Source organism: Romboutsia sp. Marseille-P6047, from assembly GCF_900604535.1.
Classification (GTDB): Bacteria; Bacillota; Clostridia; order Peptostreptococcales; family Peptostreptococcaceae; genus Romboutsia_E.
In genome coordinates, this window is record NZ_UWOT01000002.1 from 137,191 (window position 1) to 160,918 (window position 23,728).

The following is a 23,728-nucleotide window of genomic DNA, read 5'->3' on the forward strand; positions in this document are numbered from 1 at the left end:
AGTTGAAAAAAGAAGATTTTTTAGAAATATTAAAAGATTATCTTAAGAAGGGTTTTTCTGAAGATGAAGTAATGGATATATTAAGAGATTACGAAGAGTATTTTATAGATGGAGCTATAGAAGGTAAAAGTGATATGGAGATAATATCAGGTTTAGGATCCCCAAAAGAAATAGCTAATGAATTATTATCTGAAAGTAATTCTAAAAATACAAGTAAAATAAAGAGTAAAGCTGAAGGCATATTAATAGAAGTAAAAGGTAAATTGAAAAGATATTCAAATAAATTTAAAATAAATCTAAATGATAAAGATCATGCTAAATCAAGAAAGAAAACAAGACTTTTACAAGTACTAATTACTATAATATTAATACCAATTGTAATAAGTATTTTCTTAGGAACAGCTAGCTTTGCATTAGGGCTTGTAAGCTCAGTAGTTTTAGCGGCAGTAGGAGCTCCTTTTGCAGTAAGTTTAATGTCTGTAATGCCTGAAGTTAAGTTAGTAGTTATATTTGGAGTAATTGCTTATATAGGTTTTGAAATATTAATATGGCAATTATTTATTGAACTTATAAAATTAGAAAAAAAATATACAAAAAGATATATAAGATGGATTAATACAAATCAAAGATATATAAATGCAAGTATACAGAAAGAAGAAAATGATCAATATGGAGGTGATCTAGATGAATAAAAAACATATAGCTACAACTATTGGAGTAGTATTTCTTACAACGGGTGTTATAGGTGGAATCATATCAGGAATAAATGCTATGCCATCACTTATGAGTAAATACGATGAGGTACAAAGCAAATTTAATGAAAATGAAGTTTTATACGATGGAGAATTAAATATATCTAAGTTAAGTGTAGAATTACCAGTTAGCCATATTGAGATAAGACATCATAATAAAAACAATGTTTTAGTTGAAAGAACTGGAAATAAAGATATAAGCAATATTACTATTAATAATGAAAATAATGAATTAATAATAAGTGAAGAAAGTAAAAGAGTCAAGAAAGATGCTAAAAATGTAGATGATATTGTTCAGCAAATAATAGATGAGATATATACGTATGATATGTCTACTATAGTAATTTATTTACCTAAAGAAACTGATATAGATGTAAAAACTATTAATGGATATTTAAATGTTGAAAAAGATGTAGTATCAGATACTTTAAATTTTGAAACTAATAATGGTAATATATCATTAGATCCAAGTTTAAGTTTTAAGAATTTAAATATCAAGTCTAACCTTGATGTATATTTATCTACTTCGGAAATGTACGGTATAAAAAATATCAAAGTAGAATCATATAGTGTAAATATACATGATGGAAGCACTGTTTATGAGGATTCTATAATACCTAATAAAGTAGAAATATATACACTAAATAGTGATTATTATAATAATATAAGTATTGATACAAATTTACCAATAGCTAAAAACCTTACAATAAACTCAAACTCTAATGTGCGTCTAGATTTACCTATATTAAAGTATAAGTTTAATTTTAATATAAATACTTTAAGTGGTATATCATATGAGAATTCAGATTATGATAAGTATGTAGGGACTCCTTTAGAAAAGTATTTTAATGAAGATAATGAAGATACTACAAAACGAGAATTTATTGGTGTCATGAATGAATCTCTTTTAGAAAAATCTGATGAATATGTTATTAATATAGAGAGTGACTCTGTAACTTTTGAATAGTAAAATCTAAAGATAAAATTTATAAAAAAGGAGTGTAGATAAATATTTTCTACACTCCTTTTTATTTGTAAAATAGTATAATAAATAAAACAGAAAGGAATAAAATTTTATGGAATTAATACAAAGTAAATCAATAGTATCGTCTACGTATAAAGAAAATCCACATTGGTTTGGTATAAACTATAATATGAATATATACAAAGGTTGTTGTCATGGTTGTATATACTGTGATTCTAGAAGTAGTTGCTATCAAATTATTGAATTTGATAGAGTTAGAATAAAAGAAAATTCAATAGAAATAATAAAGAAAAATCTTAAATCAAAAAAAACAAAAGGTGTTGTAGGTACAGGGGCTATGAGTGATCCGTATAATCCATTTGAAAAAAAATATATGTTAACAAGAGAAGCTTTGAAATTAATTGATGAAAATCGATTTGGAATAGCTATTGCAACAAAAAGTAACTTAGTTACTAGAGATATAGATATATTAAAAAAGATACAAAGTCATTCACCTACTATTGTAAAAATAACAATAACAACATATGATGATGAGCTATGCAAAAAGATAGAGAGAAATGTATGTCCAACTTCTGATAGATTTAAAGCTATAAAAGAGCTATCTGATAATGGAATATATGTTGGTGTATTATTAATGCCAATTATGCCTTTTATTAATGATAATGAAGAAAATATAAAAAATATTATAAAATCAGCATATAAATGCGGAGCAAAATTTATATTTTCTTATGGATTAGGAGTTACATTAAGAGATAACCAAAGGGAGTATTATTTTGAACAATTAAGAAAAATATTTCCGAATCAAGAATTAGATAAAAGGTATACAGATTCTTATGGTAAGTCTTATGAGAATCCTGCAAGGAACTATGAATATTTATTCAATGTATTTAAGAGAGAGTGTGAAAAGTATAATCTATTATATGATATGAAAGATATTATAAATGATTATAAAAGAAAGTATGAAAAACAGCAACTTAGTTGGTTTTAAGTACAATTAATATATGTTGTATACTTATATAAAGTATACAAAGTGAAAATTATTATATTTATATTCTATAAAAGTTATACAAAACTAAAAATAAACATACTATAATAATTATAAGAACTAAAACAAAAATTTAACAATAACTTAAGGGGAGATATTATTATGGTGAATAGAATAGTACTAAATGAAACATCATATCATGGATCAGGGGCAATAAAAGAAATAGTAACAGAAGTAAAAAGAAGAAATTTTAAAAAAGCATTTGTATGCTCAGACCCAGATTTAATAAAATTTGAGGTAACTACAAAGGTAACTAATTTATTAGATGAAGAAAATCTTGAATATGAATTATATTCTAATATAAAGCCAAATCCAACAATAGAAAATGTTCAAAGTGGTGTAAAGGCATTTAAAGATTCTAATGCAGATTACATAATAGCTATAGGTGGAGGTTCATCTATAGATACAGCAAAGGCTATTGGTATAATAATAAATAATCCAGAATTTGAAGATGTTAGAAGTTTAGAAGGTTTATCACAAACTAAAAATAAATCTGTACCTATAATAGCTGTACCAACAACAGCAGGAACTGCTGCAGAAGTTACTATAAACTATGTAATTACAGATGTTGAAAAAAATAGAAAGTTTGTATGCGTAGATACTAATGATATACCTGTTGTAGCAATAGTAGATCCAGATATGATGTCAAGCATGCCAAAAGGTTTAACTGCTGCTACTGGAATGGATGCATTAACTCATGCAATAGAAGGGTTTACAACAAAGGCTGCTTGGGCTATGAGCGATATGTTCCATATAAAAGCTATAGAATTAATATCACAAAATTTAAGAGGTGCAGTTAAGAATACTACAGAAGGTAGAGAAGGTATGGCACTTGGACAATATATAGCAGGAATGGGATTCTCTAATGTAGGACTTGGAATAGTTCACTCAATGGCACATCCTCTAGGTGCATTATATGATACTCCTCATGGTATAGCTAATGCAATAATATTACCAACAGTTATGGAATATAATGCAGATGTAACAGGAGATAAGTATAAGTATATAGCAAAAGCTATGGGTGTTGAAAATGTTGAGACTATGAGTGTAGAAGAATATAGAAAAGCTGCAATAGATGCAGTTAAGAAACTTTCTAGTGATATAGGAATACCATCTAACTTAAATGATATAGTTAAGGTTGAAGATATAGATTTCTTAGCAGAATCAGCATATAATGATGCTTGTAAACCAGGAAACCCAAAAGAAGCTAGTAAAGAAGATATTGTTAATTTATATAAATCTTTAGTTTCAGTTGAAACTTTAGCATAAAAATAAAAAATAGCTCCAGTCATTAACTAATGACTGGAGCTATTTTTTATTTTTCTAAATAATGATTTTGTTTTATGTACTGTTTTGGTGTTACACCTCGGTGCTTTTTAAAAGTTTTTATAAAATAACTACTATCATTAAATCCACAATTTAAAGCAATTTCAGTTATAGAGTAATCAGTTGTAAGAAGTTGTTCGCAAGCACTTTCTATTCTATAATAATTTAAATATTCAATAGGTGTTTTATTAGTCATCTCATGAAAGAATTTACAAAAATATTTAGGAGTCATACCTGCAGCTCTTGATAAATCATCAAGAGTAAGAGGACTGCTATATTCACTTTCTATTAATGATAATACATTTTTAAAATGAAGTATTCTTTCTTCAGTTCTCTTATTACTTTTATTTTTATTTTTATATAATTTATATTTTAATATTATACCTATTAAATAATATAAAGAGCCTTGTGTAATAAATTCATATCCTACATTTTCATCTTTCATTGATTTAAATAATCCATCACAACAAGACCTTAATTCATCACAATTGCTTTTTAATATAGGTCCGATGATTTTTTTTTGATTTATTATATCTTGGATTTGTTTTGTACAAGTATGATTTTCTTTTAATAAAACCTTCATATCAAATACAATGCATTCATAAATACAGTTATTTGGAGTTCCACCATGAAACATGCCTTCGTGAATAAAAATTATATCATCTTTTTTTGCTAGTATATTTTCATCATTAATTATTAATGAAAATTCGCCTTTTAAGATTCTTATTATTTCACACTCCGTATGCCAATGATAAGGCATATTATACCTAGGATGAGATGGGGTAACATGATAAAATTCAATTGGAAAATCAAAAGTACCGTGTTGCTTTTTTTCTTTATAATCAAAGTATTTCATAAGACTATCCCCCTAATATAAAAAGTGAATATTATTATATTTTTAAACCATTATATCACAAGAAAACGTTTCTTGGGATGCGTATAATTAAAGTATAAAAGGTAAGAAAAAAAGAAAAAGTCTTACTTTTTAAACTAAAAAAAGAAAATTATAAAATATATTATAAAAATATAAGGGGGATAAAAAAATGGCAAAAAGTAGATTAGTAGGAGGATACCCAGTAATAGGGATAAGACCAACAATTGATGCAAGAAAAGGAGTTTTAGATGTAAGAGGTTCTCTTGAAGAACAAACAATGAATATGGCTAAATCAGCTGCTAAATTATTTGAAGAAAACTTAAAATACTCTAATGGTGAACCAGTTAAAGTTGTTATAGCAGACACTACAATAGGTAGAGTTCCAGAATCAGCAGCATGCCAAGAAAAATTTAGAAAAGAAGGCGTAGATATAACTCTTACAGTAACACCATGTTGGTGCTATGGATCAGAAACAATGGATATGGATCCTACAACTATAAAGGGAGTATGGGGATTCAATGGAACTGAAAGACCAGGAGCTGTTTATTTAGCATCAGTTTTAGCAACTCATGCACAAAAAGGTCTTCCAGCATTCGGTATATATGGTCATGATGTTCAAGATGCAGATGCAACAGAAATTCCAGAAGATGTTAAAGAAAAATTATTAAGATTTGGTAGAGCATCAGTAGCAGCAGCTTCTATGAGAGGAAAATCTTATTTACAAATAGGTTCTATATGTATGGGAATAGGTGGATCTATAATAGATTCTGCTTTTATAGAAGAATACTTAGGAATGAGAGTTGAATCAGTTGATGAAACTGAAGTAATAAGAAGAATGACTGAAGAAATATATGATAAGGATGAATATGAAAGAGCATTAAAATGGACTAAAGAGAAGTGTATAGAAGGATTTGATAAAAATCCAGAGCATGTTCAAAAAACTCGTGAACAAAAAGATGCAGATTGGGAATTTGTTGTTAAAATGATGTGCATAATAAAAGACTTAATGAATGGAAATGAAAACTTACCAGAGGGGTGTGAAGAAGAAAAATTAGGTCACAATGCAATAGCTGCAGGATTCCAAGGTCAAAGACAATGGACTGATTTCTATCCAAACTGTGACTTCCCAGAAGCACTTCTTAATACTTCATTTGACTGGAATGGAAAAAGGGAACCATATATATTAGCAACTGAAAATGATGTATTAAACGGAATAAGTATGCTATTTGGAAAACTACTTACTAATACTCCACAAATATTCTCAGATGTTCGTACTTATTGGAGTCCAGAAGCAGTTAAAAAAGCAACAGGATATGAACTAGAAGGTGTAGCTAAGGAAGCTGATGGGTTTATACATTTAATAAATTCAGGAGCATCTTGCTTAGATGCTTGTGGCCAAGCAAAAGATGAAAATGGAAATGGTGTAATGAAAGCTTGGTACGATATAACAGAAGAAGATCAAGAAGCTATATTAAAGTCAACTACATGGAATGCAGCAGATAATGGATACTTTAGAGGTGGTGGATATTCTTCAAGATTTTTAACAGAAGCTGAAATGCCAGTAACAATGATGCGTTTAAACTTAGTTAAAGGACTTGGACCTGTTGTTCAATTAGTAGAAGGATATACTGTAAAACTTCCAGATGATGTATCTGATAAATTATGGAAGAGAACTGATTATACTTGGCCTTGTACTTGGTTTGCTCCAAGACTTACTGGAAAAGGTGCATTTAAATCAGCTTATGATGTAATGAACAACTGGGGAGCTAACCATGGAGCAATAAGTTATGGACATATAGGAGCGGATATAATAACTTTATGCTCTATATTAAGAATACCTGTAAGTATGCATAACGTAGATGAAGAAAAAATATTTAGACCAGCTGCATGGAATGCATTTGGTATGGATAAAGAAGGTCAAGACTACAGAGCTTGTAGTACTTATGGACCAATGTATAAGTAATATGTGTAGAAGGTGATATCATGAAAATTGAAAATTTAAAAACTCAAGTCTTAGCATTTGACTTTGGAGCATCTAGTGGAAGATGTATGCTTGGTGTATATGATGGAACAAAAATAAGTATTAAAGAAATACATAGATTTTCTAATGATCCAGTTATTGTTAATGGAACTATGTATTGGGATGTACTTAGATTGTTCTTTGAAATTAAGCAAAGCCTAATAAAAGCAAAGTCATTTGGAAAAATTCAAAGTATAGGAATTGATACATGGGGTGTTGATTTCGCACTACTTGATGAATATGGAAATATACTTGAAAATCCTGTTCACTATAGAGATGGTAGAACAGCAGGAATGGTTGAGGAAAGTTTTAAAAAAATATCAAAAGAAGAGTTTTATGATATAACCGGTAATCAATTTATGGAGATAAATACGGCATTTCAATTACTATCATTAAAAGAAAAAAGATCACATCTGCTAGAAAGAGCAGATGTGATGCTACTAATGCCTGACTTATTTAATTATTTATTAACAGGTAAGAAGGTTACTGAAAACTCTATAGCATCTACAACTCAATTATTTGATGCTAAAAATAGAAATTGGTCTAATAAAGTAATTGATTCATTGGAACTACCTAAAAAAATATTTACAGAAATAGTACCAAGTGGAACTATAATAGGAAAAATATCTGAGGATATAAGTGAAGAATTAGGTATAGATATGTGTGATGTTGTTGCTGTAGCAGGACATGATACTCAAAGTGCATTAGTATCAGCGCCAGCAATGGAAGATGATTTTGTATTTTTAAGTTGTGGAACATGGTCTCTTTTAGGAACGGAGATTGATGAACCTATAATAAATGAAAAATCAGAACATTATAATATAACTAATGAAGGCGGATATGAAAATAAAGCATCATTTTTAAAAAATATTATAGGTCTTTGGTTAATTCAAGAAAGTAAAAGACAATGGGAAAGAGAAGGAAAAGAATATAGCTTTAGTGAGTTAGAAGAGTTAGCGAAAAAAACAAAACCATTTAAATGTTTTATAGATCCAGATGATCCAGTATTTGTTCCAGCTGGAAATATTCCAAATAGAATCAAAGAATATTGTATGAAAACAAATCAAGAAGTACCACAAAATGAAGGTGAGATAGTTAGATGTATTAATGAAAGTTTGGCACTTAAGTATCGTTATGCACTAGAAGAAATCAAAGACTGTACAAATAAAAATTATAAAACTCTTTATATGCTTGGTGGAGGTATACAAAGTAAACTTTTATGTCAAATGACTGCAAATGCTTGTGATATTAATGTATCAGCAGGTCCTATAGAAGCTACAGTACTTGGAAATATAGCAATTCAATTGATGGCAAGAAATGAAATTAAAGACTTAAAAGAAGCACGCCAAATAATTAAAAATTCACAAGATATAATCAACTATTATCCTACTAATACAAAAGTATGGAATGAAAAGTATGATACTTTTAAAGAAATAATTGAAACTAAGGAGGCAGTAAAATGTTAAAAAATATACCTCAAATTTTATCCCCAGAACTACTAAAGGTTTTATGTGAAATGGGACATAGTGATCAAATAGTAATATCTGATGGGAATTTTCCAGCTGAAAGCATGGGAAAGGACTGTATAGTAATTCGATGTGATGGTCATGGAGTACCAGAGTTGCTAGATGCAATATTAACAGTTTTTCCACTAGATACTTATGTAGAAAAGCCAGTTAATTTAATGGAAGTTATGAAAGGTGATAATGTAGAAACTCCTATATGGAATGAATATAAAGATATAATTAAAAAACATGATAGTCGTGGAGAAGATACAGTAGGAACTATAGAAAGATTTAAATTTTATGATGAAGCTAAAAAAGCGTATGCAATAATTGCAACAGGTGAAAAAGCTTTATATGCAAATATAATATTACAAAAAGGTGTAGTAGTAGACTAAAATTTAAGGGGGCAAATTAAATGGAATGTGTAAAAACTTTATCATATATGGAAATAAGAGAACAAATATGCGATGTATGCCATAAAATGTGGCAATTAGGATGGGTTGCAGCTAATGATGGTAATGTAAGTGTAAAACTAGAAGATGGAACTTTTTTAGCAACTCCAACAGGAATAAGTAAAAGTTTTATAACTCCAGAAAAATTAGTTCATATAGATGAAAATGGTGAAATACTAGATGGGCCAGAAGGTGCAAAACCATCATCAGAAATAAAGATGCATTTAAGATGTTATAAAGAAAGAGAAGATGTAGGGGCAGTAGTTCATGCACATCCACCAACAGCAACAGGATATGCAGTAGCTCACTTAGATATGGATAGATATACTATGATAGAGACAGTAATAGCAATAGGATCAATACCAGTAACTCCATATGGAACACCATCTACTTATGAAGTTCCAGATGCAATAGCGCCATATTTACAAGAACATGATGTATTATTACTTGAAAATCATGGAGCACTTACAGTAGGTTCTGATTTAATAACAGCATATTATAGAATGGAAACATTAGAATTATATGCAAAAATAAGCTTAACAGCACATTTATTAGGAGGAGAAAAAGAAATATCAGAAAAGAACATAAATAGATTAATTGGAATGAGAAAAGGATACGGAGTAACAGGAAGACATCCAGGATTTAAGCGTTATAGAAATAGAAAATAATTAAGGTTAAGTATGCAAAGAGAATATATTAGGGGGGAACTAAAATGGAAGGTAAGTTAAAAAGTTCTGTAGGAAATAAACAAGATTCAACACCAATTGTTCCAAAAAAATATACAGTACATTTTATAATGCTTGTATCATGTTTTATACTATGGGGATTATTAAATAATATGACAGATAACTTGGTACCTGCATTTGGTAGAATATTTATGCTAGAGGCTGCAGATGCATCATTAACTCAAGTTGCATTTTATGGTTCGTATGCAGTATTAGCACTTCCAGCAGCAATACTTATAAAAAAATATTCATATAGAACTGGAGTATTAGTAGGATTAGGCTTATATATAGTAGGGGCTATGGGATATATACCAGCAGCAATATCTCAAAACTTTAATTTATTTTTAGGTTCAGTATTTGTTTTAGCAGGAGGGTTATCTATATTAGAAACAACTTGCAATCCTTATGTAATATCTCTAGGACCAGAAGAAACTAGTGTACGTCGTCTTAATCTAGCTCAAGCATTTAACCCATTAGGATCATTAACAGGTATTATAATGGCTAAATATTTTATTTTAAGTAATTTAAATCCTGCAACTTATGAAGAACGTATAGCTATGAGTCCAGAAGCATTAAGCTCTATTAGAGCTAATGAATTACTATGGGTATGTGTACCATATGTAGGATTAGTTGCAATAGCAATAATAATATGGGCATTTTTCAAAAAGCATAAAGATTCAGAAAAGGATACATCAGGGGATCTTAATATAGTAAGTTCAATTGGTAAATTAGTAAAAATACCTAGATATATATTTGGAGTAATAGCACAATTTTTCTATGTTGGAGTTCAAATAGCTGTATGGACTTGGACTATAGGATATGTAATGACTAATCTTGGATTAGATGAAGCTACAGCATCAGGATATTACTTAATAGCTATAATATCATTCATAGTTTGTCGTTGGATATGTACAGCTTTAATGAAATATATAGATCCAGCGATAATGATGGCAGTATTTGCAGTCGGAGGTATATTATGTAGCTTAGGAACTATATACTTACCAATAAATCAATCTGTATGGTGTTTAGTAGCAATTTCAGCTTGTATGTCATTAATGTTCCCAACAATTTATGGTATAGCACTTAAGGACTTAGGAGAAGAAGTTAAGGTTGGAGCAGCAGGTCTTATAATGGCAATATTAGGAGGTGCAGTTATAACTCCTATAATGGGAAAAATGATAGATACAGGAATGTTATCATCAATAGTACCAGCATACTCAGGAGCTCAAGCAGCAGTTCGTTCATCATTTTTAATTCCAGTAGTATGTTTTGCAGTAGTATTAATATACTCTATATGTTTTAGAACTAAGAAAAATGCTTAGAAAAATATAAATAAAAATTACTATAGAAATTATTATAGTATCAAGAATAACATTATACTTAATTATAATATTTAGAAAATATTTAAAATTAATTAAATAAAAAATATTGACATAAAAATAAATATAATAGTATAATTGAAAAAAACGATAACAAAATTCTATGAAAAAGAGAGTAGCATAATTTAATTTTATAGAGAGCATAGGATGGTGGAAGCTATGCATTGAGGGTTATGTGAAAAGAGCTTTGGAGAAGACTGCAGGAAAATTGAGTATGGCAGTAGGTGTTCTCGCCTTAAGAGATTGAGTGGGTAAGTTTTTTACCAATAAGAGTGGTAACGCGGAGATAGTTCGCCTCTTGGATTTTATTCCAAGGGGCTTTTTTTATTAAAATATTTCTATGTTATTATTCTTATATTGATATTTATATAAACTTACCAATAAGAGTGGTACCGCGGAAACTCGCCTCTTAGCATAATTGCTAAGAGGCTTTTTTTATGATAAGTTTGGCCAACTATCATATGAAATTATAACTGAAATGGAGAAAGAGTATGGAACTATCAAAAATAAAACAACAAAAGAATAGCAAAATAGATAAAAAAGGTATAAAAGTACCACATACATTAGTAATTATTGCATCAATTATTATGATCGTATCTATAGCAACTTATTTTATACCAGGTGGAAAATATGAAACAGTAATAAATGAAGCTGGAAAATATATAGTAGTAGATGGATCATTTAAATATATTGAAAGTCAGCCACAAAATTTATTTAAAATTTTACAAGCACCTATACAAGGGATTATAGATGGAGCAGAAATTATAGCATTTTTATTTATTATAGGAGGCGCATTTAATTTAATAGCTGAAACTAGAGCTATTGACTTTGGAATAGTCAGAATAGTTAATTTATTTAAGGGTAAAGAGATTTTATTATTACCAATTATCATATTTTCATTTTCATTAGGAGGAGCTACATTTGGAATGAGTGAAGAGTCAGTTGCATTTATATCAATTTTAGCACCTCTAACATTAGCATTAGGATATGATAGTATAGTTGCAGTTGCAATAACTAGTTTAGCTTGTACACTTGGATTTTCATCAGCAATGCTTAATCCATTTACAGTAGGTATTGCACAGTCTATAGCAGGTATTCAATTATATTCAGGTATAGAATTTCGTACTATTATATGGTTTATGACAACTGCTGTAGGAACTGCATTTATAATGGCTTATGCAGTGAAAGTTAAGAAAAATCCAGAAATAAGTACAGTTTATGAAAGTGATCAAGTAAAGCGTAAAAGCCTACAAAGTTTTGAAGAGAGAAAAGATGATTTTACATTATCTCATAAATTTATATTATTAACTTTTGCAATAGCTATAGGAGTAATAGTATGGGGAGTATTAGATAAAGGTTTTTGGATATCAGAAATAGGAGCAGTATTTTTAGCTGTAGGATTTATAAGTGGAGTTCTTGGAAAATTATCTCTAGATCAAATGGCAAATGCATTTATTGAAGGTGCAAAGGGAATGATAGGCCCAGCAATTATGATAGGATTTGCTAGAGGAATAATGATAATAGCAGAAAATGCAAATATAATAGATACTATTTTATACAATTTATCTAATATAATAGGAAACTTACCATCTTTACTTGCTGCATATGTAATGTATCCTATACAAATGTTTATAAACTTCTTTATAAACTCTGGTTCGGGGCAAGCAGCTTTAACAATGCCAATACTTGCACCATTAGGAGATTTAGTAGGAATATCTCGTCAATTAACAGTTTTAATATATCAATTAGGGGATGGATTCTCTAATGCAATGTTTCCTACATCAGGAGTACTAATAGCATGCTTAGGTATAGCAGGGGTTCCTTATGGTAAATGGTTAAAATGGATAATACCATTACAAATTATATTATTTATATGTTCAATAGGGTTTATAACAATAGCATCATTAATAGGATGGGCTTAAAAATATTTTGGAGGGATATAAAATGAAGAATATATTATTAGAAAAAGGACAAGAAGTACATGAAAAGTTATGTGAAATAAGTGATTATATTTACGAAAATCCAGAGCTTGGGAATAAGGAATATAAAGCTGTTGAAGTATTAACTAACTTTTTAAAAGAGCATAATTTTGAAATAGAAAAAGAGTTACTGGGTATAGAGACTGCTTTTAGAGCAATTTATGATAGTAAAAAAGAAGGTCCAACTATAGGGTATTTATGTGAATATGATGCTCTTCCTTTAATAGGTCATGGATGTGGTCATAATATGATAGGAACTATGTCAACAGGAGCAGGAGTAATTTTAAGCAAAGTAATAGATGAAGTAGGAGGACGTATTATAGTATATGGAACTCCAGCAGAAGAAACTAATGGAGCAAAAGTTATACTTGCAGAGGAAGGCGTATTTGATGAATTAGATGTAGCTATGATGGTTCATCCAGCAGATATAACTGCTAAAAGTGGTACATCTATGGCACTTTACCCACTACAGTTTACTTATAAAGGAAAAACAGCTCATGCAGCATCATGTCCACAAGATGGAATAAATGCATTAAATAGTGTAATACAATTATTTAATGGTATAGATGCCCTACGTCAACATGTTACTCCAGATGTTAGAATGCACGGAATAATAACTAATGGTGGAGTAGCTGCAAATATAGTTCCAGATGAAGCAACAGCGCAGTTTTATTTTAGAGCAGATAAGAAAGAAACTTTAGATGAATTATTAGAAAAAGTTAAAAAAATTGCAAAAGGAGCTGCTCTTATGACAGGTGCAACTCTTGAAATGAGTAGATATGAATTACCTAATGATAACTTAGTTACAAATGAAAATTTATCAGAAGCCTTTACTGAAAATTTAAAAAACTTAGGAATTACGGATATTTATGAGTCAAGACAAAGTGGATCAAGTGATATTGGAAATGTAAGTCATAAGACTCCTACTATACATCCATATATTGGAATAACTGACTGTTGCATAACAAGCCACAGTGTAGAAATGGCAGATGCAACAACAACCAAACTAGCTCATGAAAGATTATTAATTGGAGCATTAGCTCTTGCCTATACAGGATATGATGTATTAACTAATAATATTGATTTAGATAAAAATAGTTAAAAAACTAAATAAAATGAAAAAAATAAAAAAAGTGGACTGTATATGTCCACTTTTTTTATTATTATCTAATATATAATTTATACGTATAAATTTATGAAGTGTAAAATTATATAGTATATTAATTTAATTACATACTTAACTGAATTAATATATTTAGATATGCTAAAAATAAACTAAATCAAAAACATATGAGGTGAAATTATGAATAAATTCATAGAACAAGCTAAAGAAATAAAAGACGATTTAATAGATTATAGAAGAACAATTCATAGTAATCCTGAAGTAGGAGCAGTATTACCTAAAACAAAAGCTTATGTAATGGATAAGTTAAGAGAATTTGGATATGAACCTAAAGAAATATGTGAAAGTGGTATAGTAGCTACTATTGAAGGTCCTAAGCCAGGAAAGACTTTCTTATTAAGAGCCGATATGGATGCTCTTCCAATGGAAGAATCTACATCATGTGATTTTGCTGCTACAAATGGATGCATGCACTCTTGTGGACATGATATGCATACTGCAATGTTACTTGGAGCTGCTAAATTACTTAAGCAAAACCAAGATGAAATAGAAGGAACAGTTAAGTTAGTATTCCAACCTGATGAAGAAGGGTTCACTGGAGCTAAAAAAATGATAGAAGCTGGAGTACTTTCAAATCCTAAAGTAGATGCTGCAATGGCGATGCATGTTAACTCTGGAACACCATCAAACTTAGTAGTATGTGGACTAGGAACAAGTATAGGTGGATGTAACAGATTTAGAATAGTTGTAAAAGGAACTGGATGTCATGGGGCTATGCCAGAAACTGGAGTAGATCCAATAAACATAGCAGCTCATATATACTTAGCTATACAAGGAATAACAAGTAGAGAAATAGTTGCTACTCAACCAGTAGTTGTAACAATAGGTAAATTTGCAGGTGGAGATGCACCAAATATAATACCTGGTGAAGTTGTTATGGAGGGAACAATAAGAACTTTAGATAAAGAAGTAGGAGAATTCATATTTAACAGAATGAATGAAATAGTTACTACAACTGCTAAAATGTTCAGAGGAGAAGCTGAATTAATAGAATTATCTTCTGTTCCACCATTAGCTAATGATAATGATTTAGCAAATGAAGTTACTGGATACTTAAAAGACATCGTAGGTGAAAGAGGGATCTACATGTTTGAAGGTGGAGGAATGGGTTCTGAAGACTTCGCTTCTTACTCATATGAAGTTCCAAGTTTATATATAATATTAGGAGCTGGAGCTGCTAATGAGAATCCAGAGTTCGGTAAACCAATGCATAATACTAAAGTAGTGTTTAATGAAGATGTTTTACCAACAGGTGCTGCTATACATGCATACAGTGCAATAATGTGGTTAAAAAATCATAAATAATTATACTATAAATAATAACTTCGAAGGTAATATTAATGAGACTACTAGACATTGTATTTTATTTATTAAGAAGTAGTTCTAAAGTTACAATTAAGGAACTATCTAAGGTTTTTAATGTATCTACAAAAACTATAAGAAGAGATTTAGACAAATTATCTATAATAGGAATACCTATAATAACATATAGAGGTGTAAATGGAGGTGTAGAGATTGATAAAAACTATATAATAGCAAAGCATGTATTAAAATATAGTGATTATGAATCTTTAATATTTGCACTTTATATAGGTGAAAGTATCAGCAAAAACATAAGCGAATCTTTTTTAATAGATAAGTTTAAGTCTGTAGATAAAAGTAAGTGTACTAAAATTTTAGATAATATTAAAGATAGATTTATAATAGATTTATTTGAAGATAAGTTTGATACTAAAACTGAAATATGTAAAGATATAGATATAGCACTAGATAATAAATCTTTTATAGAATTAGAAATAAATGATGAAAAATTTGAAGTATATCCAATTTCTTATATATTAAGGAAGGATGGATTATGTTTATATTGTTATAAGAATATATTGTTATTAATATTAACAAAATATCTAATGTTATAATATGTAATAAAATTTATGATGGTAATATAATTAGTTACAATGAAAATAAAGATAAAATAAAATTTATTTAAATAAAAAGTACTCATATATTATCTATGAGTACTTTTTATTTTGAAAAAATTAAACTTAATATATTTGCGTGACAGTAAAACTTATTAAAATGACGATTAATGTCAAAGTTTACAAAATAGTCTAAAAATGGTAGAATATATAATAATAATTAGCATCTAATTAAATATTAGAATTAGTGCTAATTAATATATTAGGAGATATAGTATGTTAGAAAAATTAAATATAGAATTATGGGATATTATTAATATAGCCACAGGGACTGTAGACTGGATTATTTTCTTTTTATCAATTGACTCATTTGGAAAGAGAAAATTATCTAATATAAAATATATACTTGGAATTATGTTCATATTTATACTTATGGGATCTATCAATGTATCTGGTATTAATCCAAATACAAAGATTATCATATGTATGATAGTAGGAGGTATATTCTATTCTTTATTTTATAAAGATAAAATATATAAATGTGTATTAGTTACACTATTATTTTGGTTAGGGTTAATTCTTGCTGAAGGGTTAGCTGTAAGTATAGTAGTAATGATGAATGAACTAAATAATATTAACATAATTTTAAATGGTAATTTATTTAGGATAGAAGCTATTATAGTATCAAAAATATTTTTATCTATAACTCTTATAATCTTTAAGTATTTTAAATTATCATTAGACTTTAAACCAAAAGATATGATACTAATAAGCTTGCCATTATTATCAAATATAGTTAGCTTATTGTTAATTTTTGGGTATAACTTAAAAAGTGATGGAATTAGTACGGAACATATTATTATGTTAGTATTTACAACAGCACTTATAGTATTATCAAGTATAGTACTTTTAATAGTAATAAGAAAAATTATAGAAGATGATAAAGTTAAATTAGAGTATGAGCTTATAAATGAAAGAATAAAAACAAATCACAAAAACTATGAAAATATATATGATATATATGATAGATTAAAATTTGTTTATCATGATTTAAAAAATCATATGATCTGTATGAAGGGGTATGACACAAAAGAAGAAATAATATCTTACATAAATAATTTAGAAAATCAAATAGGTGATTTTGAGAAAGTTAAAAATACAGGAAATAAAACATTAGATATAATTTTAGGCGAAAAAATACATCTTTGTAAAAAACATAATATTAAGTTTGAAGATAATATAAATATATCTAAGTTAGGTTTTATTAAAGATATTGATATATGTGCTATATTTGCAAATGCAATAGATAATGCAATAGAAGCATGTGTTAATATAGATAATGAAATAGAAAAAAGGATAGAGGTAAAAGCCACATATATTAATGGTTTTTCAATAATAAAATTTATAAATTCTAAAGTGAATGATATTAGAATTATTGATGAACGTATAAAAACTAGTAAAGATGATGAAAAGATACATGGGATAGGTCTTGCTAGTATTGAATATATAGTTGATAAATATGATGGTGAAGTAGTTGTTAATTACTCAGATAATGAATTTATATTAAAAATAATGATACCAATAGGTGGATAGGAGAGTAGACTAATGAAAAAAATAGCATTAAAGTTATTAAAAAATATGTCAGCATTAAGTTTAGGGATAGCTGTATTATCAGCAAATAGTGCAAGTTCATGGATAGCACATCAAGCAAAAGAACCTCAAGCTTTAAATAAACTAAAGAAATAATATAAGAGATAAGCCTCTCCTTAATTATAAGGAGAGGCTTTATGAATGAGGAGGAAATATGTTTAAAAGTTTATCATATAAGTTTGCTGATATGCTTAGTAAAAATGATATAATAGAGGACGAAGATTTTGAAATATATAGGTATGGTTTTGAAACATTGATTTATTTTATAGTAAATATATCAGTAGCATTATTTATAGGTGCTATTTTTGATAGATTTATACATACAATTATCTTTTTAACTTGTTATTGCAGTATAAGACAATTTACTGGTGGGTATCATGCTAGAAATTATACAGAGTGTACGTTGACATTTGTTGTTATTTATACCATAACTATTTTTATGGCTAATAACATAAATATTAATAAATATAAGTATTTATTAATATTATTTATGATTTTTAGTATGTATATAATTTATAAGATTGCTCCTCAAGAGCATAGAAATAAACCACTTAGCAAGGAAGAAAAAGAAAAGTATAAAAGAGTTGTTATGAAAATAGTTGGACTTATAAGTATTATATTTATAGCTAGTATTTTATTTAATATTTTTAAAGAATATATTATATATTCTTTACTTGCTATAATTTGGACTTGTATATTATTACTATTAGGAATTTATACAAAATAAATATTAAAAAAAAGATATTAACATGAAACTATGTTAATATCTTTTTATTTCAATAAAAGTATTTTAGAATAGATAATAAAATTTTTTTACATATATTTAAGAAATATATTAATTTTATACTTTATGTTATAATATAAAATATAAGAATACGGGAAATAGTAACTATATTAGACACTTAGAAAGGGGGATTATTGTTGCAAATTAAATTGAAAAATAATGATAAAAATTATTTTTATAGATTTATAGGAATTGAAGATTTTTTTAAGTATAATGATGAATTAAAAACACTTCAATCAAAATGTAGTGAACTAGAAAATGCATGTTTAATATTTGATAATGAAATTGTATTAAGTGGAGAAATGGAACTTATACAATATATATATAATGAATTACAAACTATGAATATAAATGATTTGATTAATCAAGATATAACTATATTTGATGATTTTCAAATTAACAATAAGTTTTTAGAAGCATTACAATATGCAGTTAATTTAGGCATGAAAAATGAAAATTTTTTTAATGATAATATAAGAAATAACTTTATAACAAAACTTATAGTTTGGACATATATGTACGTTAAAAATATTGATTTTAATAAGGGCTATAATCCTCTATGTATTTATTACGGAAAAATAGAAAGACATGAAATCTACTTTTTAATGTTACTTTATAAGATGAATTTTGATATTTTATATATAAACCCTTTAAAAGAAGAATATTTCGAAGAAATAGATAAAGATAAATTGAGTATATGTAAAAAAAGTATGAAAATAGACTCAATAGAATCTTTTAATGAAAGATGTAAAAAGGGAAAAATAATAGAGAATATAGAGACTATCACAAAACAAATTCAAAAAGAAATACATGAAGAGCTTTTTGTAAATACAGGAATGTTTAAACCATGGCAGTTTAGAAATGGATTTACTAAAAGTGTACTTTTAGACACTATAGTAGAAGATATAGAGATTTACTTTAATGAGCCAGCTAAGTTAAGAGATGGATTTGATGTTGATGGAAATATAGTTAAAGTTCCAACTTTCTTTTATAAAATAGATGGTGCGTATGCTGATAGAAGTAAATATGTTAAATTAGTATCTAAATGCTTAGAACCATATCCTATTTCATCTTCAAATAAATTATTCTTTGAGAATGGAAAAATATCATATGATGAAGGCATAAGTGATGAGATGTTTCAACTTATGTTTTGTCAACTAAGTGATGGTACTTTTGATATAGGAAATTAAAAATTAAATATCTATAAATTTCAAAAATACAATGAAGTAGTACAAAACTTTTTACTTAATAAATTTAATGAAGTAATAAAAAGGAATGATTTATTTGTAAATAAATTAGATAAAGATAGTTGCTTAAAACTACTTGTATTAGTTCTTAATTTGAACCATGATATTATAAGAATAATAGATAATTTTGATTTTGTTGGAGATATTCCTAAAATAGTTATATTTTTAAATAAAGAAGATACTATAAGTGAAAATATGATTATGTTACTTGGATATCTTCATAATATAGGAATTGATATTATAATATTCAATCCTTCTGGAATGTGTAATTTAAGTAATGTAATAAGAAGTGATAAATTTAACCAAGTAAGATTAGATAAAATAAGCTATGACACAACATACAATAAGTTAGTCTTTAGTTTAATAAAACCAAGTGTATTTACAAAGCTATTTAAATAAAAGTAACAATATAGGAGATATATCATGAATGAATTTAACAGTGAAGTAGATATAATAGAACAAAGTGATATTTATAAACAAAATTTAAGACAGTTACCAGAAGTTCAAAATTTAACTAATGAAATAGAAGTACAAAATTTAAATTCTATAATTCAATTTGGACAAAAAGCAAGTGAAAATATATCAAAAATATCTGATGAATTATTATCATCTATGAAAGAAGTGAAAGCTGAGGAAGCAGGAGAAATGCTTGTAAGTCTTACTAAAATTATGGACAAGTTTGATATAAAAGAACTTGAAAATCAAAAGCAATCAAGTTTAATGACAAAATTGTTTAAAAAGGCAGGCGATACTATAGCTAAGTTATTCCAAAAATATGATACTATGGGATATGAAATAGAAAAAGTTTATGTACTTCTTAAAAGGTATGAAAATGAAATAAAAGAATCAAATGCAAAGCTTAAAAAGCTATATGATGGAAACTTAGAACATTATAAGCAGTTAGAGAAATACATTGTTGCTGGTGAATTAGCAGCTGAAGAAGTTGATATGTATATAAATCAATTTACAAATGACAACACTATGAATCCTGAAGAAAGATATATGATGATTCAAAAACTTGAAGTTTGTAAGGAAATGCTACAACAACGTTTATATGATTTAAAAGTAGCTGAAAATATAGCTATACAAGCAGCGCCGATGATTCAGACAATGCAAATGTCAAACTTTAATTTATTAAGAAAGATAAATACATCTTTTATAATAACATTGCCAATATTTAAGCAATGTTTAGCACAAGCTATAATTTTAAAAAGACAAGAAATACAAGCAAAATCTTTAAAACAATTAGATGATAAAACTAATGAGCTTATAATGAGAAATGCACAATCTACTGCTAGACAATCTGTAGATATAGCTAGAATGAGTTCAGGAAGTGTTGTAGCAATTGAAACATTAGAAAAATCCTACCAAACAATAATAAAAGGTATAGAAGATACTAAAGCAATACAAAATGAAAATAAAGCAAGAAGAAATGAAAATACTATAAAATTAGAGCAAATGAAGGCTAGTATGAAAAGAAATATACCAAGCGCATAATATAAAGGGGGTAAATAAATGGCTATAAATTTAGGAATAAATAAGAACACTGTAAATGCATTAAACTTACAAAAAAATGATATATTAGATTTAACTAAAAAGAATCCAGGTCTTGAAAATGTAATTCTAGGAGCTGGATGGGATGTAGCAAGTATAGGTCAAGATTTTGATATAGATATAGCAGCATTTTTATTAGATGCAAGTAATAAAGTTACTCAAGTTCCACAAGATGTAATATTTTTCAATAATAAGTTTGGAGATGGAATTTATCTAGAAGGAGATAATAGAACTGGTACAGGTGATGGTGATGATGAAAGAATACAAATTGATTTAAGTAAAATAAGAAGTGATATTCAAAAAATAGTATTCATAGTTACTATACACAATGCACAAGAAAAAAGACAAACTTTCGGTATGGTAAATAATTCTTATGTAAGATTATTAGATGCTAAAAATAATGAAAAAGAAATCTGTAGATTTAACTTAAAAGAAAATGGATCAACTGTTACTTCAGTTATATTCGCAGAGTTATACAAAGATGGTTATGAATGGTATTTCAAAGCTTTAGGTGATGGTAAAATAGCAGACTTAAATGGTATGCTAGGTTTATATATGTAATAAAAAAATACAACTAAGGGGAAATCTTATGAATTTATTAAACTTACAAAAAAATGATATATTAGATTTAACTAAAAAAGATCCTTCATTAAACAATATAGTATTAGCAGCAGGATGGGATGTAGTTAAAAGAGGATTCTTTAATTTTGGTGCACCAGATATGGACCTAGATTTATCAGCAATATTATTAGGTGAAGATGGAAGAATAATAGGCGAAGAAGGCATAATATACTTTAGAAATCAAAGAGGCCCAGGTATATTTTTACATAATGACAATAGAACAGGAGAAGGACATGGTGATGATGAAAAAATATCTATAACATTAAATAGTTTACCTTCTAACTGTAAAAAGGTTATTTTCTCAGTAAATATATATCAAGGAAAAGAAAGAAGACAAGATTTTTCAAAGGTAAGAAACGCCTATGTTAGAGTTCTTAATAGCGATAAAGGTGATAGTGAGATATGTAGATATAACTTAAGTGAAGATGGTGGAAAAGCCACATCACTTATATTTGCAGAATTAGAAAAAATAGGTTCTGACTGGAATTTTAAAGCAGTTGGACAATTATTAGAGGGTAACTTAACTACATTAATACAAAAATATCAATAAGAGGTGAATAATATGGGAATAAATTTAGGTGGAACACCACAAATATTAAACTTACAAAAAAATGAAATATTAGATTTAACAAAGAGAAATCCAGGACTTAAAAAAGTTACTCTAGGAGCTGGATGGGATATATCAAATGGTGGAGTTGATTTTGATATAGATATAGCAGCATTTTTATTAGATGCAAATAATAAATTTAATACTGTATCAAATGTAATATTTTTCAATAATAAACAAGGGCAAGGAATAGCTTTATCAGGAGATAATAGAACTGGTGCTGGAGATGGTGATGATGAAACTATTTCAATAGACTTAGATAGTATAAATCCAAGTATACAAAAAATAGTTTTCGTAGTTACAATACATGAAGCTCAATCTAGAAGACAAACATTCGGGATGGTAAATAATTCTTATGTAAGACTATTAGATACTGTAAATAATGATAGAGAACTTTGTAGATTTAACTTAAAATCAGATGGATCAACTGCTACATCAGTTATATTTGCAGAGCTTTATAGAGATATGGGAGAATGGCAATTTAAAGCTCTTGGAGAAGGGAAAATAGCTGACCTTAATGGGGTATTAGCTTTATATAACTAAATAGAAAATTTAAAATTAATATGTTTTATAAAAATAGAGTGTAATTACTTACGCTCTATTTTTTATGCTTAAAAATTTGAGAATAAATAAGGAATTTTATTAATAGCTATAAATAAAAATATACTAAAGTAATAGAGGGGATTTTATATGGAATTGGAGATAAAAAAAGATAAAACAGAAAAATATTTAGATAATCAGTTTTATGAATACTATCATATAGAAGGGTTACCTAAAGGTATAGAGTGTAATTTTAAAATTATATATGGAGAAAAATATAGTGATTTCAATATATCACCGAATGACTATTATGCAACATTTGTAGATATAGAAAAGAAAAGTGTATTTATTTCATTATGGTATGACAATTTTGATATTAATTATAATAGACAAGGCAATTTTGAAGAAATTATAAAAGCAATTATAAAATATATGCCAGATAATTTTAGCGATTATAATATTTTCTTTTATGATGTAGATAGTAATATTGAAAGCAAGATAGTAGAAAAATATGCACCAAAACTTGAAATAGGAAAATACAAAGCTAAGTTATATTTAATTTATGAAGGATAAATATAGTCTTA

Annotated in this window: 21 protein-coding genes, 2 pseudogenes and 1 other annotated feature; of the genes and pseudogenes, 22 read left to right on the forward strand and 1 reads right to left on the reverse strand. The window is 27.6% G+C overall.

Annotated features, from left to right (window positions below):
• Positions 1-2: 2 nt before the first annotated feature.
• The 4 genes and pseudogenes from EIH23_RS17145 to fucO form a co-directional block, all read left to right on the forward strand.
• Positions 3-186 (forward strand): annotated as a pseudogene (locus tag EIH23_RS17145) (DUF1700 domain-containing protein); the annotation flags it as partial.
• Between the two features lie 498 nt (positions 187-684).
• Positions 685-1,719, forward strand: a complete 1,035-nt coding sequence (locus EIH23_RS02565; protein ID WP_122638657.1) for a hypothetical protein — start codon at positions 685-687, stop codon at positions 1,717-1,719.
• Between the two features lie 109 nt (positions 1,720-1,828).
• Entirely contained in the window at positions 1,829-2,725 is an 897-nt protein-coding gene (locus EIH23_RS02570) for an SPL family radical SAM protein (RefSeq protein ID WP_122638658.1), read from the forward strand.
• Positions 2,726-2,884: 159 nt separating this feature from the next.
• Complete coding sequence (gene fucO / locus EIH23_RS02575; protein ID WP_122638659.1) at positions 2,885-4,051, forward strand: lactaldehyde reductase; 1,167 nt, start codon at positions 2,885-2,887, stop codon at positions 4,049-4,051.
• A 46-nt stretch (positions 4,052-4,097) separates the two neighbouring features.
• Here the strand turns inward: fucO and EIH23_RS02580 are convergent, their stop codons facing one another.
• Positions 4,098-4,964, reverse strand: a complete 867-nt coding sequence (locus EIH23_RS02580; RefSeq protein ID WP_122638660.1) for an AraC family transcriptional regulator — start codon at positions 4,962-4,964, stop codon at positions 4,098-4,100.
• A gap of 187 nt (positions 4,965-5,151) precedes the next feature.
• Between EIH23_RS02580 and EIH23_RS02585 the strand changes: the two genes are divergently transcribed.
• From EIH23_RS02585 to EIH23_RS02675, 18 genes and pseudogenes are all read left to right on the forward strand, one after another.
• Positions 5,152-6,945, forward strand: a complete 1,794-nt coding sequence (locus EIH23_RS02585) for an L-fucose isomerase (RefSeq protein WP_122638661.1) — start codon at positions 5,152-5,154, stop codon at positions 6,943-6,945.
• Positions 6,946-6,965: 20 nt separating this feature from the next.
• Complete coding sequence (locus tag EIH23_RS02590; RefSeq protein ID WP_122638662.1) at positions 6,966-8,468, forward strand: rhamnulokinase; 1,503 nt, start codon at positions 6,966-6,968, stop codon at positions 8,466-8,468.
• Complete coding sequence (locus EIH23_RS02595; protein ID WP_122638663.1) at positions 8,462-8,902, forward strand: RbsD/FucU family protein; 441 nt, start codon at positions 8,462-8,464, stop codon at positions 8,900-8,902. Before EIH23_RS02590 ends, EIH23_RS02595 begins: the two co-directional genes overlap by 7 nt.
• Positions 8,903-8,922: 20 nt before the next feature.
• Positions 8,923-9,627 (forward strand): class II aldolase/adducin family protein, encoded by a 705-nt coding sequence (locus EIH23_RS02600; protein ID WP_122638664.1) that lies wholly within the window; start codon positions 8,923-8,925, stop codon positions 9,625-9,627.
• 44 nt (positions 9,628-9,671) lie between these two features.
• On the forward strand, positions 9,672-11,006 hold the full coding sequence (fucP, locus tag EIH23_RS02605; RefSeq protein WP_122638665.1) for an L-fucose:H+ symporter permease: 1,335 nt from the start codon (positions 9,672-9,674) through the stop codon (positions 11,004-11,006).
• 151 nt (positions 11,007-11,157) lie between these two features.
• Positions 11,158-11,365: a binding site (T-box leader), on the forward strand.
• A 189-nt stretch (positions 11,366-11,554) separates the two neighbouring features.
• A complete protein-coding gene (locus tag EIH23_RS02610) occupies positions 11,555-12,985 on the forward strand; it encodes a YfcC family protein (RefSeq protein WP_122638666.1) in 1,431 nt (476 codons plus the stop codon).
• A 22-nt stretch (positions 12,986-13,007) separates the two neighbouring features.
• Positions 13,008-14,144: a M20 family metallopeptidase gene (locus tag EIH23_RS02615; RefSeq protein WP_122638667.1), complete on the forward strand. Its 1,137-nt coding sequence runs from the start codon at positions 13,008-13,010 to the stop codon at positions 14,142-14,144.
• 201 nt (positions 14,145-14,345) lie between these two features.
• The gene (locus tag EIH23_RS02620) at positions 14,346-15,530 is read left to right on the forward strand and encodes a M20 metallopeptidase family protein (protein WP_122638668.1); all 1,185 of its coding nucleotides are present in this window, start codon (positions 14,346-14,348) and stop codon (positions 15,528-15,530) included.
• Positions 15,531-15,565: 35 nt separating this feature from the next.
• On the forward strand, positions 15,566-16,141 hold the full coding sequence (locus tag EIH23_RS02625) for a helix-turn-helix transcriptional regulator (RefSeq protein ID WP_243113304.1): 576 nt from the start codon (positions 15,566-15,568) through the stop codon (positions 16,139-16,141).
• Between the two features lie 276 nt (positions 16,142-16,417).
• On the forward strand, positions 16,418-17,734 hold the full coding sequence (locus tag EIH23_RS02630) for a sensor histidine kinase (protein WP_122638669.1): 1,317 nt from the start codon (positions 16,418-16,420) through the stop codon (positions 17,732-17,734).
• Positions 17,735-17,746: 12 nt separating this feature from the next.
• Positions 17,747-17,887: a cyclic lactone autoinducer peptide gene (locus EIH23_RS02635; RefSeq protein ID WP_122638670.1), complete on the forward strand. Its 141-nt coding sequence runs from the start codon at positions 17,747-17,749 to the stop codon at positions 17,885-17,887.
• Positions 17,888-17,945: 58 nt separating this feature from the next.
• Positions 17,946-18,518, forward strand: coding sequence for an accessory gene regulator ArgB-like protein (locus EIH23_RS02640; protein WP_122638671.1), 573 nt, complete (start codon positions 17,946-17,948; stop codon positions 18,516-18,518).
• A gap of 206 nt (positions 18,519-18,724) precedes the next feature.
• Positions 18,725-20,221 (forward strand): annotated as a pseudogene (locus tag EIH23_RS02645) (YceG family protein).
• A 24-nt stretch (positions 20,222-20,245) separates the two neighbouring features.
• A complete protein-coding gene (locus EIH23_RS02655; RefSeq protein WP_122638674.1) occupies positions 20,246-21,319 on the forward strand; it encodes a toxic anion resistance protein in 1,074 nt (357 codons plus the stop codon).
• Between the two features lie 18 nt (positions 21,320-21,337).
• Entirely contained in the window at positions 21,338-21,937 is a 600-nt protein-coding gene (locus tag EIH23_RS02660; protein ID WP_122638675.1) for a TerD family protein, read from the forward strand.
• Positions 21,938-21,965: 28 nt separating this feature from the next.
• Positions 21,966-22,547: a TerD family protein gene (locus tag EIH23_RS02665; RefSeq protein WP_122638676.1), complete on the forward strand. Its 582-nt coding sequence runs from the start codon at positions 21,966-21,968 to the stop codon at positions 22,545-22,547.
• A 12-nt stretch (positions 22,548-22,559) separates the two neighbouring features.
• Positions 22,560-23,147 (forward strand): TerD family protein, encoded by a 588-nt coding sequence (locus tag EIH23_RS02670; protein ID WP_122638677.1) that lies wholly within the window; start codon positions 22,560-22,562, stop codon positions 23,145-23,147.
• A gap of 147 nt (positions 23,148-23,294) precedes the next feature.
• Positions 23,295-23,717, forward strand: coding sequence for a hypothetical protein (locus EIH23_RS02675; protein ID WP_122638678.1), 423 nt, complete (start codon positions 23,295-23,297; stop codon positions 23,715-23,717).
• The last annotated feature ends 11 nt before the right edge of the window (positions 23,718-23,728 follow it).

Coding starts and splice junctions, on each gene's coding strand:
- EIH23_RS02655 (WP_122638674.1), top strand. CDS start 20,246: ATGAATGAATTTAACAGTGAAGTAGATATAATAGAACAAAGTGATATT.
- EIH23_RS02675 (WP_122638678.1), top strand. CDS start 23,295: ATGGAATTGGAGATAAAAAAAGATAAAACAGAAAAATATTTAGATAAT.
- EIH23_RS02635 (WP_122638670.1), top strand. CDS start 17,747: ATGAAAAAAATAGCATTAAAGTTATTAAAAAATATGTCAGCATTAAGT.
- EIH23_RS02625 (WP_243113304.1), top strand. CDS start 15,566: ATGAGACTACTAGACATTGTATTTTATTTATTAAGAAGTAGTTCTAAA.
- EIH23_RS02670 (WP_122638677.1), top strand. CDS start 22,560: ATGGGAATAAATTTAGGTGGAACACCACAAATATTAAACTTACAAAAA.
- EIH23_RS02620 (WP_122638668.1), top strand. CDS start 14,346: ATGAATAAATTCATAGAACAAGCTAAAGAAATAAAAGACGATTTAATA.
- EIH23_RS02570 (WP_122638658.1), top strand. CDS start 1,829: ATGGAATTAATACAAAGTAAATCAATAGTATCGTCTACGTATAAAGAA.
- EIH23_RS02630 (WP_122638669.1), top strand. CDS start 16,418: ATGTTAGAAAAATTAAATATAGAATTATGGGATATTATTAATATAGCC.
- EIH23_RS02565 (WP_122638657.1), top strand. CDS start 685: ATGAATAAAAAACATATAGCTACAACTATTGGAGTAGTATTTCTTACA.
- EIH23_RS02590 (WP_122638662.1), top strand. CDS start 6,966: ATGAAAATTGAAAATTTAAAAACTCAAGTCTTAGCATTTGACTTTGGA.
- EIH23_RS02640 (WP_122638671.1), top strand. CDS start 17,946: ATGTTTAAAAGTTTATCATATAAGTTTGCTGATATGCTTAGTAAAAAT.
- EIH23_RS02580 (WP_122638660.1), bottom strand. CDS start 4,964: ATGAAATACTTTGATTATAAAGAAAAAAAGCAACACGGTACTTTTGAT.
- EIH23_RS02615 (WP_122638667.1), top strand. CDS start 13,008: ATGAAGAATATATTATTAGAAAAAGGACAAGAAGTACATGAAAAGTTA.
- EIH23_RS02610 (WP_122638666.1), top strand. CDS start 11,555: ATGGAACTATCAAAAATAAAACAACAAAAGAATAGCAAAATAGATAAA.
- fucO (WP_122638659.1), top strand. CDS start 2,885: ATGGTGAATAGAATAGTACTAAATGAAACATCATATCATGGATCAGGG.
- EIH23_RS02665 (WP_122638676.1), top strand. CDS start 21,966: ATGAATTTATTAAACTTACAAAAAAATGATATATTAGATTTAACTAAA.
- EIH23_RS02660 (WP_122638675.1), top strand. CDS start 21,338: ATGGCTATAAATTTAGGAATAAATAAGAACACTGTAAATGCATTAAAC.
- EIH23_RS02595 (WP_122638663.1), top strand. CDS start 8,462: ATGTTAAAAAATATACCTCAAATTTTATCCCCAGAACTACTAAAGGTT.
- fucP (WP_122638665.1), top strand. CDS start 9,672: ATGGAAGGTAAGTTAAAAAGTTCTGTAGGAAATAAACAAGATTCAACA.
- EIH23_RS02600 (WP_122638664.1), top strand. CDS start 8,923: ATGGAATGTGTAAAAACTTTATCATATATGGAAATAAGAGAACAAATA.
- EIH23_RS02585 (WP_122638661.1), top strand. CDS start 5,152: ATGGCAAAAAGTAGATTAGTAGGAGGATACCCAGTAATAGGGATAAGA.